The organism is Streptomyces sp. AB3(2024), assembly GCF_041862025.1.
GTDB lineage: Bacteria > Actinomycetota > Actinomycetes > Streptomycetales > Streptomycetaceae > Streptomyces.
This window is the reverse complement of sequence record NZ_JBGWAB010000054.1, coordinates 36484-48955: the sequence shown is the minus strand read 5'-3', so window position 1 is coordinate 48955 and position 12472 is coordinate 36484. Positions and strand designations below refer to the sequence as shown.

The 12472-nt window shown below is 72.0% G+C and carries 12 protein-coding genes; 7 read left to right on the top strand and 5 right to left on the bottom strand.

Features of this window, described 5'->3' with window-relative positions; genetic code table 11:
• The first annotated feature begins 136 nt into the window (after positions 1-136).
• Both mmpB and ACEPPI_RS21540 read left to right on the top strand, forming a co-directional pair.
• On the top strand, positions 137-271 hold the full coding sequence (gene mmpB / locus ACEPPI_RS21545; RefSeq protein ID WP_356219583.1) for a morphogenic membrane protein MmpB: 135 nt from the start codon (positions 137-139) through the stop codon (positions 269-271).
• 39 nt (positions 272-310) lie between these two features.
• Positions 311-928, top strand: a complete 618-nt coding sequence (locus tag ACEPPI_RS21540) for a nucleoside triphosphate pyrophosphatase (RefSeq protein ID WP_373916874.1) — start codon at positions 311-313, stop codon at positions 926-928.
• Here the strand turns inward: ACEPPI_RS21540 and ACEPPI_RS21535 are convergent.
• Positions 909-1346: a hypothetical protein gene (locus ACEPPI_RS21535; RefSeq protein WP_373916873.1), complete on the bottom strand. Its 438-nt coding sequence runs from the start codon at positions 1344-1346 to the stop codon at positions 909-911. The genes ACEPPI_RS21540 and ACEPPI_RS21535 overlap by 20 nt on opposite strands.
• Before the next feature lie 377 nt (positions 1347-1723).
• On the opposite strand from ACEPPI_RS21535, the gene ACEPPI_RS21530 reads away from it, so the two are divergent.
• Positions 1724-3487, top strand: coding sequence for a biotin carboxylase N-terminal domain-containing protein (locus tag ACEPPI_RS21530; protein WP_373916872.1), 1764 nt, complete (start codon positions 1724-1726; stop codon positions 3485-3487).
• 145 nt (positions 3488-3632) lie between these two features.
• Here ACEPPI_RS21530 and ACEPPI_RS21525 read toward each other — a convergent pair whose 3' ends face one another.
• Entirely contained in the window at positions 3633-4571 is a 939-nt protein-coding gene (locus ACEPPI_RS21525; protein WP_373916880.1) for a DeoR/GlpR family DNA-binding transcription regulator, read from the bottom strand.
• Between the two features lie 224 nt (positions 4572-4795).
• Positions 4796-6235 (bottom strand): NAD(P)H-quinone dehydrogenase, encoded by a 1440-nt coding sequence (locus ACEPPI_RS21520; RefSeq protein ID WP_373916871.1) that lies wholly within the window; start codon positions 6233-6235, stop codon positions 4796-4798.
• A gap of 184 nt (positions 6236-6419) precedes the next feature.
• Between ACEPPI_RS21520 and ACEPPI_RS21515 the strand changes: the two genes are divergently transcribed.
• From ACEPPI_RS21515 to ACEPPI_RS21505, 3 genes are all read left to right on the top strand, one after another.
• Entirely contained in the window at positions 6420-6857 is a 438-nt protein-coding gene (locus ACEPPI_RS21515; RefSeq protein ID WP_030231145.1) for a gamma-glutamylcyclotransferase, read from the top strand.
• Positions 6858-6997: 140 nt separating this feature from the next.
• Complete coding sequence (locus ACEPPI_RS21510) at positions 6998-7804, top strand: purine-nucleoside phosphorylase (RefSeq protein WP_373916870.1); 807 nt, start codon at positions 6998-7000, stop codon at positions 7802-7804.
• A gap of 28 nt (positions 7805-7832) precedes the next feature.
• On the top strand, positions 7833-9497 hold the full coding sequence (locus ACEPPI_RS21505) for a phospho-sugar mutase (protein WP_373916869.1): 1665 nt from the start codon (positions 7833-7835) through the stop codon (positions 9495-9497).
• A 71-nt stretch (positions 9498-9568) separates the two neighbouring features.
• On the opposite strand, the gene ACEPPI_RS21500 is transcribed toward ACEPPI_RS21505, so the two are convergent.
• Positions 9569-9877, bottom strand: coding sequence for a putative quinol monooxygenase (locus tag ACEPPI_RS21500; protein ID WP_373916868.1), 309 nt, complete (start codon positions 9875-9877; stop codon positions 9569-9571).
• Between the two features lie 83 nt (positions 9878-9960).
• On the opposite strand from ACEPPI_RS21500, the gene ACEPPI_RS21495 reads away from it, so the two are divergent.
• Complete coding sequence (locus tag ACEPPI_RS21495) at positions 9961-10980, top strand: NAD-dependent epimerase/dehydratase family protein (RefSeq protein WP_373916867.1); 1020 nt, start codon at positions 9961-9963, stop codon at positions 10978-10980.
• A 3-nt stretch (positions 10981-10983) separates the two neighbouring features.
• Here ACEPPI_RS21495 and ACEPPI_RS21490 read toward each other — a convergent pair whose 3' ends face one another.
• The gene (locus tag ACEPPI_RS21490; protein WP_373916866.1) at positions 10984-12285 is read right to left on the bottom strand and encodes a DNA-binding protein; all 1302 of its coding nucleotides are present in this window, start codon (positions 12283-12285) and stop codon (positions 10984-10986) included.
• Positions 12286-12472 lie beyond the last annotated feature (187 nt).

The following is a 12472-nucleotide window of genomic DNA, read 5'->3' as shown; positions in this document are numbered from 1 at the left end:
CCCCCCCCCCCCCCCCCCCCCCCCCCCCCCCCCCCCCCCCCCCCCCCCCCCCCCCCCCCCCCCCCCCCCCCCCCCCCCCCCCCCCCCCCCCCCCCCCCCCCCCCCCCCACCGGCGTCCCGGGGCAAGGATCGGAGCATGCTCTGGTCAGACCCGAAGAACGAGCCGCCGAAGGACATGCGCGACGCCCAGGCGATGCTCCGGCGGCTGCTCGTCGTGCTCGCCCTCGCGATGGCCGTCGGGGTGTACGTGCTCGGCATCGCCCCCTTCTGAGGGGGACGGCCCGTCGGCGGGGGCCGCGTCCGCCCTACGATGGCCCCCATGACCGTAGAGCCACAGCGCACGCTCGTCCTCGCCTCCGCCTCCCCCGCCCGGCTGAACCTGCTGCGGCAGGCCGGGCTGGCCCCGCACGTGATCGTCAGCGGGTTCGACGAGGACACGCTCAGCCACGACGAGCCGGCCGGTCTGGCCCTGGCCCTGGCCGAGGCCAAGGCGGGCGTGGTGGCGGGCCTGGCGGAGGCCGCGGGCGCGCTGGTGATCGGCTGCGACTCGGTGCTGGAACTGGACGGCGAGGCCCTGGGCAAGCCGGACGACGCGGCGGAGGCCACGGCCCGCTGGAAGGCGATGCGCGGACGCGCCGGGGTGCTGCGCACGGGGCACTGCGTGATCGACACGACCACTGGGCGTCAGGTTTCGGCCACCGCTTCGACGACGGTCCGCTTCGGCGAGCCGACGGACGCCGAGGTGGCCGCGTACGTGGCGAGCGGCGAGCCGCTGCACGTGGCCGGGGCGTTCACCCTGGACGGGCTGTCGGCGCCGTTCATCGACGGCATCGACGGGGACCACGGCAACGTCATCGGCCTGTCGATGCCCCTGCTGCGCTCCCTGCTGGGCGAACTGGACGTGTCCATCACGGACTTGTGGGCCTGAGCCCCTTGAAGTCCGACGGCTCGTCCCGGCCCCCGGCGTAGAGCGTCAGGGTCAGGACGAGCAGACAGAGGATCACCATCGCCGCCGTGAAGGCGCCCCAGCCGACGAGCGCCGCGGCGATGGCGCCGAGCAGGACGTGGGTCAGGGCGGCGGCGATCAGCACGACGCGGGCGAAGCGGCCGGGCGCGCGGTCGTGCAGGGCCGTCAGGGCGAGCAGGACGGCGCCCAGCAGGAAGAAGGCGCCGATGGCCGCCCCCAGCGCGTAGGTCGCCTTGCTCATGAGGTCCGGATCGCTGCCGGCGATGGACATCGACTGGTTCGCGGTGGTCCGCCCGAGCACGAGGTGGACGAGCACCAGGACCGCGGCTTCCCCGACGAGCGCGAGCGCGCCCAGTCCGGCCACGAGTCTGCGCAGCACGACGCCCCCATCCCCCGCACACCACAAGTGTGTTCGACGCACTGGAGGCTACTAACGAGTAAACCTGCGGACAAGAGGTCGGGGCGGCTTCGTTACGGGAGCCCTCCGTGACGGCTCTCACTCAAAGAATGCATAGGCCGTTCGTAGGGACTCGACAAAGAATCAGCGGGGGCCGCTGACCCGCCGAACAGAGACCTGCACTGTGCAACGGGGTTACTGTGCAGTCGGGGATCTCCCTGACCTGGGGCGACACAAGGGCTTTCGCGCCGGAGGGCCGCTCGCATCACGCTCTGTGTGGGCAAGCTCACCACCGGGGAAGGGTCGAAAGGCCGTGTCGGCTGTCCCTAAACTCAGCTTGTTTCAAGGAGGGAGCCATCGTGCGCAAGGTGCTCATCGCCAACCGTGGCGAAATCGCTGTCCGCGTTGCTCGGGCCTGCCGGGATGCCGGAATCGCGAGCGTAGCCGTCTACGCCGATCCGGACCGGGACGCCCTGCACGTCCGCGCGGCAGACGAAGCTTTCGCGTTGGGCGGTGACACCCCGGCCACCAGCTACCTCGACATCGCGAAGGTCCTGCAGGCCGCCGCCGACTCCGGAGCGGACGCCATCCACCCCGGATACGGCTTCCTGTCCGAGAACGCGGACTTCGCCCAGGCCGTCATCGACGCGGGCCTGACCTGGATCGGCCCGCCGCCGCAGGCCATCCGCGACCTCGGTGACAAGGTCGCCGCCCGGCACATCGCCCAGCGCGCCGGCGCCCCGCTGGTCGCGGGCACCCCCGACCCGGTGTCCGGGTCCGACGAGGTCGTCGCCTTCGCGCGGGAACACGGCCTGCCGATCGCGATCAAGGCCGCCTTCGGCGGCGGCGGCCGCGGCCTGAAGGTCGCCCGCACCCTCGAAGAGGTTCCGGAGCTCTACGACTCCGCCGTCCGCGAGGCCGTCGCCGCCTTCGGCCGCGGCGAGTGCTTCGTCGAGCGCTACCTCGACAAGCCGCGCCACGTGGAGACCCAGTGCCTGGCCGACAGCCACGGCAACGTGGTCGTCGTCTCCACCCGCGACTGCTCCCTCCAGCGGCGTCACCAGAAGCTCGTCGAGGAGGCCCCCGCACCCTTCCTGAGCGAGGCACAGAACGCCGAGCTGTACGCCGCCTCCAAGGCGATCCTCAAGGAGGCCGGCTACGTCGGCGCCGGCACGGTCGAGTTCCTCGTCTCCGCCGACGGCCTGATCTCCTTCCTGGAGGTCAACACCCGCCTCCAGGTGGAGCACCCGGTCACCGAAGAGGTCGCCGGCATCGACCTGGTCCGCGAGATGTTCCGCATTGCCGACGGCGAGGAGCTCGGCTACGGCGACCCCGTCCTGCGCGGCCACTCCTTCGAGTTCCGCATCAACGGCGAGGACCCGGGCCGCGGCTTCCTGCCCGCGCCGGGCACCGTCACCAGGTTCGCCCCGCCCAGCGGTCCCGGCGTCCGCCTGGACACCGGCGTCGAGTCCGGCTCGGTCATCGGCCCCGCCTGGGACTCCCTGCTGGCCAAGCTGATCGTCACCGGCGCCACCCGTGAGCAGGCCCTCCAGCGGGCCGCCCGCGCCCTGGCCGAGTTCGAGGTCGAGGGCATGGCCACCGCCATCCCCTTCCACCGCGCGGTCGTCGCCGACCCCGCCTTCGCGCCCGCCGACGGCAACCCCTTCACGATCTACACCCGCTGGATCGAGACCGAGTTCGTCAACGAGATCCCGGCCTTCGTCGTACCGGCGGCCGAGGACACCGAGGACGAGCCGGGCCGCGAGACCGTGGTCGTCGAGGTCGGCGGCAAGCGCCTGGAGGTCTCCCTCCCGTCCTCGCTGGGCATGACCCTGGCCCGCACCGCCGCCGCCGGCGGGGCGAAGCCCAAGCGCCGCGCCGCCAAGAAGTCCGGCCCGGCCGCCTCGGGCGACACCCTCGCCTCGCCGATGCAGGGCACCATCGTCAAGGTGGCCGTCGAGGAGGGCCAGCAGGTCAACGAGGGCGACCTCGTCGTCGTCCTGGAGGCCATGAAGATGGAGCAGCCCCTCAACGCGCACCGCTCGGGCACCGTCGTGGGCCTGAACGCCGAGGTCGGCGCCTCGCTCACCTCCGGCGCCACCATCTGCGAGATCAAGGACTGACGTCCGGGACCGCACCGCGGCAACGAGGACGAGGCCCCGCCCTGACCGGGCGGGGCCTCGTTGTCGTCCGGACCGTCCCCACGGTGCACGGCGGGCCACCCTGGCGGGAGCCGCCCGGCGGACACCGTCCGGGAACGGTCCGGGGTCAGCGGCGCCGCATGTCCGCGACGCGCGCCCGTTCGCCGGCCTGCTGCTCCAGCATCGAGGCGGGAGCGCTGCGCAGCTGGGCGGTGGGGCCGCCCCGCCGCTGGACCGGCAGGGGGGACTCCCGGCGGGGCCTGCGCCCCTGCATGCCGTCCCCGCCCGGGACTCCGCCGTGACCCCCGCCGGAGGCCGGCGAGGAACCCGCCACGGTGATCTGCACGCCCTGGTCGGCCAGCGACTGGAGCTCGGTGGCGGCCCGGTCGTCGTGGGGCGGCGGCTCGTCCGTCACCAGCCGGGTCATGATGTCCGTCGGCACCGTCTGGAACATGGTGTCGGTGCCGAGCTTCGTGTGGTCGGCGAGCACCACCACCTCGGCCGCGGCCTGCACCAGCGCCCGGTCCACGCTCGCGGAGAGCATGTTGGAGGTGGACAGCCCCCGTTCGGCGGTCAGGCCGCTCCCGGACAGGAAGGCCCGCGACACCCGCAGCCCCTGCAGGGACTGCTCGGCCCCGCTGCCGACGAGGGCGTAGTTGGACCCGCGCAGGGTGCCGCCGGTCATCACCACCTCGACCCGGTTGGCGTGTGCCAGCGCCTGGGCGACGAGCAGCGAGTTGGTGACGACGGTGAGACCGGGCACCCGGGCGAGCCGGCGGGCCAGCTCCTGAGTGGTCGTCCCCGCGCCGACGACCACGGCCTCGCCCTCTTCGACGAGGCCGGCCGCGACATCGGCGATGGCGGTCTTCTCCGCCGTCGCGAGGTGGGACTTTTGCGGAAAGCCGGACTCCCGCGTGAAACCGCCCGGCAGGACCGCACCGCCGTGCCGGCGGTCGAGGAGTCCTTCTGCCTCCAGTGCCCGCACGTCCCTGCGTACGGTCACTTCGGAGGTCTGGACTACGCGGGCGAGCTCCCGGAGCGATACCGCTCCGTTGGCCCGCACCATTTCGAGGATCAATTGGCGACGTTCTGCAGCGAACACGAAACTGACAGTAACCCCAGCGATCGACTGCTTTCAGCTCTTTGCGCCGGAATACCGAAGTTGTCCATACGGTGGGTCGACTGGTGGTATACGCGGCCCGACTGCCGGGTGCACTGTCGGGGCCGCTCCGCCCGCCCACCTCGGGGACCGCCCCAAACCCCGTACGGGCAGGGGCGGTTGCCCGACGCCTACGCCTCGCCCGCCGCCTTGCGGGTGTGCAACTGACGCGCCACTTCCGCGATCGAACCGGACAGGGAGGGGTACACGGTGAACGCGTTTGCGATCTGCTCGACCGTCAGGTTGTTGTCGACCGCGATCGAGATCGGGTGGATGAGCTCACTCGCGCGCGGCGAGACGACCACACCGCCGACCACGATGCCGGTGCCCGGACGGCAGAACATCTTCACGAAGCCGTCCCGGATGCCCTGCATCTTCGCGCGCGGGTTGCGCAGCAGCGGCAGCTTCACCACCCGGGCGTCGATCTTGCCCGCGTCCACGTCGGCCTGGGTGTAGCCGACGGTGGCGATCTCCGGGTCGGTGAAGACGTTCGAGGAGACGGTCTTCAGGTTCAGCGGGGTCACCGCGTCGCCGAGGAAGTGGTACATCGCGATGCGGCCCTGCATGGCGGCCACGGAGGCCAGCGCGAAGACCCCGGTCACGTCACCGGCCGCGTACACGCCCGGCGAGGAGGTGCGCGAGACCTTGTCGGTCCAGATGTGGCCCGAATCCTTGAGCCGGACCCCGGACTCCTCCAGGTTCATGTTCCGGGTGTTCGGGATGGCACCGACGGCCATCAGACAGTGCGTGCCGGTGATGACCCGCCCGTCGGACAGGGTGACCTCGACCCGGTCCCCGACCCGCTTGACGGACTCGGCGCGCGAGCGGCCGACCACGTTCATGCCGCGGCGCCGGAAGACGTCCTCCAGCACGGCCGCCGCGTCCGGGTCCTCGCCCGGCAGCACGCGGTCGCGCGAGGACACCAGGGTCACCCGGGAGCCGAGGGCCTGGTACGCGCCGGCGAACTCGGCGCCCGTCACGCCCGAGCCGACCACGATGAGCTCCTCGGGGAGCTCCTCCAGGTCGTAGACCTGGGTCCAGTTCAGGATCCGCTCACCGTCGGGCATCGCGTCCGGGATCTCGCGGGGGGTGCCGCCGGTGGCGATCAGCACCGCGTCGGCGGTCAGGATCGTCTCCGTGCCGTCGGCCGCGGTGACGATGACGTCCCGGGTCCCGTCGATGCCCTGCGGGCCGCCGAGCTTGCCGCGGCCGCGCAGCACGCGGGCGCCGGCCCGGGTCACGGACGCGGTGATGTCATGGGACTGGGCGAGCGCGAGGCGCTTGACGCGCCGGTTCACCTTGCCGAGGTCCACGCCGACGACGCGCGCGGCCTGCTCCAGGGGCGGGGTGTCGTCCGCGACGACGATGCCCAGCTCCTCGTACGACGAGTCGAAGGTCGTCATGACCTCGGCGGTCGCGATGAGAGTCTTCGAGGGCACGCAGTCGGTGAGCACCGACGCCCCGCCCAGACCGTCGCAGTCGACGACGGTCACCTCCGCGCCGAGCTGGGCCCCCACCAGGGCCGCCTCATACCCGCCGGGTCCGCCGCCGATGATCACGATCCGGGTCACGAAAAGTCCGCCTCACGTCTACCCGGCCGGCTGCCGCCCCGGCCGGCGGTCCGGGGGGTCTCCCCGGGGGATGCATTCCGTGCTCCATTGTCCCGCACTCATCAAGGTGCTTCGCCCCCGGTCCCGACCCCGCTGCGCCATCCGGGCAAGCGTGCCGGGCCGCCCCTCCCGTACCCTCGACCTCATGTCGCTCTACGCCGCGTACGCCGGCAACCTCGACCCGCGGCTGATGACGCGCCGCGCTCCGCATTCGCCGCTGCGCGGCACGGGCTGGATCAACGACTGGCGGCTGACCTTCGGCGGCGAGCAGATGGGGTGGGAGGGCGCCCTCGCCACGATCGTCGAAGCCCCCCGCCACCAGGTCTTCGTCGCCCTCTACGACATCGCCCCGCTGGACGAGGACTCCATGGACCGCTGGGAGGGCGTCGGTCTGGACATCTACCGGCGCATGCGGATCCGGGTGCACACCCTGGACGGCGAAGAGGCCGCCTGGGTGTACGTGCTCAACGGCTACGAGGGCGGTCTGCCCTCGGCGCGGTACCTGGGCGAGATCGCCGACGCCGCCGAATCGGCCGGCGCCCCGCACGACTACGTGATGGAACTCCGCAAGCGCCCCTGCTGACCTCCACGGTTCCCCGACCGGCCCTCAAGGCCGGACCGGGACCACGGGGGACGTTTCGGCGGAAACGACAAGGCAACGATCCGAACACCGTGAGCTGCGCCATCTACGCGCGTAGGAGATAAGCGGCTACGCTCGTCAGCGTGAACGCATCTGTTATCGACCCCTTCGCCGCCGCCGACGCCGCCGCCACTCGCCTGCGCGAGCTGACCGGCGTCGATTCCCACGATGTCGCCCTCGTCATGGGCTCCGGCTGGGCCCCCGCCGCCGAGGCGCTGGGCGCGCCCGAGGCCGAGTTCCCCGTCACCGAGCTGCCCGGCTTCCCGCCCCCGGCCGTCGAGGGCCACGGCGGCAAGATCCGCTCGTACAAGATCGGCGACAAGCGCGCGCTGCTCTTCCTCGGCCGGACCCACTACTACGAGGGCCGCGGCGTCGCCGCCGTCGCGCACGGTGTCCGCACCGCCGTCGCCGCCGGCTGCAAGACCATCGTCCTGACCAACGGCTGCGGCGGTCTGCGCGAGGGCATGAAGCCCGGCCAGCCCGTCCTGATAAGCGACCACCTCAACCTGACGGCCACCTCGCCGATCGTCGGCGCGAACTTCGTGGACCTCACCGACCTGTACTCGCCGCGCCTGCGCGCGATGTGCAAGGAGATCGACGCGAGCCTGGAGGAGGGCGTCTACGTCCAGTTCCCCGGCCCGCACTACGAGACCCCGGCCGAGATCAACATGATCCGCGTGATGGGCGCCGACCTGGTCGGCATGTCCACCGTGCTGGAGGCCATCGCCGCCCGTGAGGCCGGCGCCGAGGTCCTGGGCATCTCCCTGGTCACCAACCTGGCGGCGGGCCTGTCCGGCGAGCCGCTGAACCACGAAGAGGTCCTCCAGGCCGGCCGCGACTCGGCCGCCCGCATGGGCACACTGCTGACGCAGGTCCTCGCCCGCATCTGATCGACGTACGAGAGGGAAGGCGGAAGTAGTGCAGGAACAGGCACAGGCACAGGCACAGGACGACCTGATCACCCGGGCTCGGGCCTGGCTGGCCGAGGACCCGGACCCGGAGACGGCGGCGGAGCTCGCCGCCCTCGTCGAGGCCGGTGACACCGCGGAGCTCGCGGACCGTTTCTCCGGCATGCTCCAGTTCGGCACCGCCGGTCTGCGCGGTGAGCTCGGCGCGGGCCCGATGCGGATGAACCGCGCCGTGGTCATCCGGGCCGCGGCGGGCCTGGCGGCCTACCTGAAGGCCCAGGGCCACGCCGACGGCCTGGTCGTCGTCGGCTACGACGCGCGCTACAAGTCGGCGGACTTCGCCCGCGACACGGCGGCCGTCATGACGGGCGCCGGCCTGCGCGCGGCGGTCCTCCCCCGCCCCCTCCCCACGCCGGTCCTCGCGTACGCCATAAGGCACCTGGGCGCCGTCGCCGGCGTCGAGGTGACCGCGAGCCACAACCCGCCCCGGGACAACGGCTACAAGGTCTACCTCGGCGACGGCTCGCAGATCGTCTCCCCGGCGGACAGCGAGATCGCGGCGGAGATCGCCAAGGTCACCACGCTGGACTCCGTCCCCCGCCCCGGATCCGGCTGGGAGGACCTCGGCGACGAGGTCCTGGAGGCCTACCTGGAGCGTACGGACGCCGTGCTGACCCCCGGGTCCCCGCGCGGCGTGCGGACCGTCTACACGGCCATGCACGGCGTCGGCAAGGACGTCGTCCTGGCCGCCTTCGCCCGGCACGGCTTCCCGACCCCGGTGCTCGTCGCCGAGCAGGCGGAGCCGGACCCGGCCTTCCCGACGGTCGCCTTCCCCAACCCGGAGGAGCCGGGCGCGATGGACCTGTCCTTCGCGAAGGCCGCCGAGGTCAACCCGGACATCGTCATCGCGAACGACCCGGACGCGGACCGCTGCGCGGTCGCCGTCCCCACCGCCGACGGCTGGCGGATGCTGCGCGGCGACGAGGTCGGCGCGCTGCTGGCGGCCCACCTGGTCCACAAGGGCGCCCGGGGCGTCTTCGCCGAGTCGATCGTCTCCTCCAGCCTCCTGGGCCGGATCGCGGAGGCGGCCGGCGTCGGTTACGAGGAGACCCTGACGGGCTTCAAGTGGATCGCCCGCGTCGAGGGCCTGCGCTACGGCTACGAGGAGGCGCTCGGCTACTGCGTGGACCCCGAGGGCGTCCGCGACAAGGACGGCGTCACCGCCGCCCTGCTGGTGGCGGAGCTGGCCTCGGTCCTCAAGGAGCAGGGCCGCACCCTGACCGACCTGCTGGACGACCTGGCGATGGCCCACGGCCTGCACCACACCGACCAGCTGTCGGTGCGCGTGGAGGACCTCTCGGTCATCGCGAACGCCATGGCCGCGCTGCGCGCCGAACCGCCGGCCTCCCTGGCGGGCCTGCGCGTGGTCTCGGCGGAGGACCTGAACCGGGGCACGGACAAGCTCCCGCCCACGGACGGCCTGCGCTACTACCTGGACGGCGCCTACAAGGCCCGGGTGATCTGCCGCCCGTCGGGCACCGAGCCCAAGCTCAAGTGCTACCTGGAGGTCGTGGTCCCGGTGGCCGAGGCCTCCGACCTCGCGGGCGCCCGCGTGACCGGCCAGGAGATCCTGGACGCCGTCAAGAAGGACCTCTCGGCGGCGATGGGCCTGTAGCAAGCCCCATCCCCCTCACGGCCCCCCGAACCCAGCCCGGTTCGGGGGGCCGTCGGCGTTGCGGCGGGGGCTTACCGCTTCCCCCCGATCACATCGAGGAACGTGACCTCGACCCCGGCGAGGTACTGCTCCCGCCGGGCGAGGAAGCGCCTGGTGTGCGGCTGCGCCTCATGGGCGTCGAACGCCGCGCGGTCGGCGTACAGCTCGTAGAACACCCGGACCAGCGGCTCCCCCTCCGGCACGTGCACCACGTAGGCCAGCGTCCCCGGCTCAGCGGCCTTGATCCCCTCCAGCGTGACCGCACACAGCTCGTCGAACGCCGCCGCGCACTCCTGGTCGCGCAGCGAGAAGCGCACGACCAGGCCGAATCCCTCGTTCATACGTACTCCCTCACCTTTCGGACGGTCTCACCGACGCCATGACCGGTGGTGCGACCCAGCGTGTTCGTGGCAGGGTCACCGGCATGCGAATCCTGGTACTGGGTGGCGGCTGGTTCCTCGGCAAAGCGGTGATCGAGGGCGCGCTCGCTCGCGGTTGGGACGTGACGGCGTTCAACCGGGGCCGCTCCGGCGCCGTGCCCGAGGGCATCAAGACGGTACGGGGAGACCGGACCAGCGACACCGATCTGAAGCGGCTGGCCGAGTCGGGCTCATGGGACGCCGTCATCGACACGTCGTCCGGGGAGATGCCTCCCCGCACGGTGTTGGCCGCCGCCGAGGCTTTGCGTCCGGCGGCCGGCCGCTGGGTGCACGTCTCCACCGTGTCCGTCTACCAAGGTTGGCCGCATCGGTCTCTGACGGAGGACTCGGCTCTGCTGGATGCCCCGGCCGATGCCGACGAGTCGTTCGGGCACACCGGTGCCGACGGTTCCCCGACGAAGTACGGGTTCCAGAAGGCCGGGGCGGAGAAGGCCGTCTGTCAGACCTTCGACGACGAGGCCGTGATCCTCCGTCCCGGGGTGATCCTGGGGCCGGGCGAGTACGTGGGGCGACTGCCGTGGTGGCTGCGGCGGGCCGAGCGCGGCGGGGCGATCCTCGCGGCCGCTCCGTCCCTCCGCCCGATCCAGCCCGTGGACGTGCGCGACGTGGCCGCGTTCGCCCTGGACCGAGCCGCTCGGGACGGCGGCGGAGCGTTCAACGTCGCCCATCCGGCTCCGCTCTCCATCGGGGAGTTCCTCACCCATTGCCTTGCTGTCACCGGTGGCGCCGGACATGTCGTCTGGGCCGATCCGGCCGTGCTGGAGGAACACGGTGTCCACCAGTGGACCGAGATGCCGTTGTGGCGCACGGCCTCCGGGGTGTGGTCCGTGGACGCGTCACGCGCCGTGGCCGCCGGACTGTCCTGTCGGCCGTTGACCACGACCATCAACGACACGTGGGAGTGGCTGAAGGCCGACGGGCGTCCCGTGGAGCATCCCCGAGCCGCCGAGCACGGCATCGCCCCGGCCAAGGAGGCCGCGATCCTCACAGCCCTCGGGCACTGACCGTCAAGGCTCGATGGCCGACATGCCCCGCCCCGCCGCAAGGCGCCCGTAGTCCTCGATGCGCTCGCCCAGGTCCACGGCCACCCGGGCCGTTCGCCACGAAGGAGCGGTGAGAGCCACCCGGAGGCCCGTGACACGGCCGAGGAGGCCGGCGGACCTCCGGTCGCCCGGGATCTCCCAGACGGGTGTCAGTGCCTCCTCCGCAGCCTCCAGATCGCCGCGCAGCAGCAGGGCGGCAGCCAGGTCGGCCGACGCCTTCGCCTTCACCGTGCCGGACTGCCGCGCCGGAGGCCGCCCGGCCACCAGTTCCAGGGCATGACGAGCCTGCCCCTCGGCACGAGAACCGTCTCCCGTCAGCAGCGCAGTGGTCGCGGCGGACATGACCAGCCGTTCCTCGTCGAACGCGAACTCACCCCCTACGCCATCATGGAGATCGTCCCGAGCACCGGCGTCCAAGCCGACCGCCGCGACCGTGGCACGCCCCGCCTGTTCCCCGTCACCGAGGTGCCCGTAGGCGCGAGCCGCGATCGACAGCAACCGTCGGCGGCCGGCATCGCCGAGGCCTCCGTAGGCGAGTGCCGCTCGTACGTGCCGTACTGCCTCCGAGGGACGTCCGGCGAAGTACGCAACGATGGCCAGCGAACCGGCAGCGTACGCGCGCATCGGATCGAACCTGGCAGTCTCCCCGTAGAGCGCCGCCGACCGCGCCAGTCGGGTGGCATCGTCCAGGGCACCGAGGTCGAAGGCGGCGGTGGACAGCAGGGCACACGCCTGCCCGGCGAGGATCAGGAGTTCCTGCTGCTGCACGGGAACCCGGGTGGCACCCCGCTGATACTCCGCGTCTTGACGAAGCCCTTTCGCCCTGCGGAACACATCGAACGGCGGGGTCGTCGCATACGCGGTGGCAAGGGCTGCCACATCGTCGCGGAGCTGATCGATGGTGGTGTCGGATACGGACTGCGCGGCTGCGGCGCCCGCCTCGTCGGCTGCGTCCCTTGCGGTCATGGCGATTTCGCTTTCGATGTCGTACGCGGTGGGGACCGTCCTCGGCACGCCCTGTGGTGGCGCGGCGAACAGGGCGACGGCCTCCATCCCGAACAGGGATTCCAGGACCCGGCACGCGTCCGGGGAGGGCATGGTCTTGACCCGACCTGACGTCCAGCGGCGGAACTGCGCCTCGGACACGGTCTGATTGCGCAGGCCGACCTTCGTGGCAGCTCGCTCGAACGCGGCGGCGAAATCCCGATACCGCCAGGACCTCTGCGCCACCAAGACCTTCAACAGCGTCCCCGGAACGGGACCCATGCGTCCGCCCCCTCTTGTCGCGGGCCATGTTGCCGCTCCGATGATTCCGCCCAACTGTCCTCATGCACAACGGATTCCAGGCAGAAGACAGGTCGGCGCCACATCCGTGACGCCCAGCTCCCCGTTCGAGCGACACATGACATCCACGGGGGCATGGCGGTGACACCCGCCGGACGAAGAGTCTTGG

Excerpts from the sequence above, each read along its gene's own strand:
- mmpB (WP_356219583.1), top strand. The coding sequence starts at position 137 with ATGCTCTGGTCAGACCCGAAGAACGAGCCGCCGAAGGACATGCGCGAC.
- ACEPPI_RS21540 (WP_373916874.1), top strand. The coding sequence starts at position 311 with ATGGCCCCCATGACCGTAGAGCCACAGCGCACGCTCGTCCTCGCCTCC.
- ACEPPI_RS21525 (WP_373916880.1), bottom strand. The coding sequence starts at position 4,571 with ATGGTGCGGGCCAACGGAGCGGTATCGCTCCGGGAGCTCGCCCGCGTA.
- ACEPPI_RS21515 (WP_030231145.1), top strand. The coding sequence starts at position 6,420 with ATGTCGCTCTACGCCGCGTACGCCGGCAACCTCGACCCGCGGCTGATG.
- ACEPPI_RS21500 (WP_373916868.1), bottom strand. The coding sequence starts at position 9,877 with ATGAACGAGGGATTCGGCCTGGTCGTGCGCTTCTCGCTGCGCGACCAG.
- ACEPPI_RS21495 (WP_373916867.1), top strand. The coding sequence starts at position 9,961 with ATGCGAATCCTGGTACTGGGTGGCGGCTGGTTCCTCGGCAAAGCGGTG.
- ACEPPI_RS21490 (WP_373916866.1), bottom strand. The coding sequence starts at position 12,285 with ATGGGTCCCGTTCCGGGGACGCTGTTGAAGGTCTTGGTGGCGCAGAGG.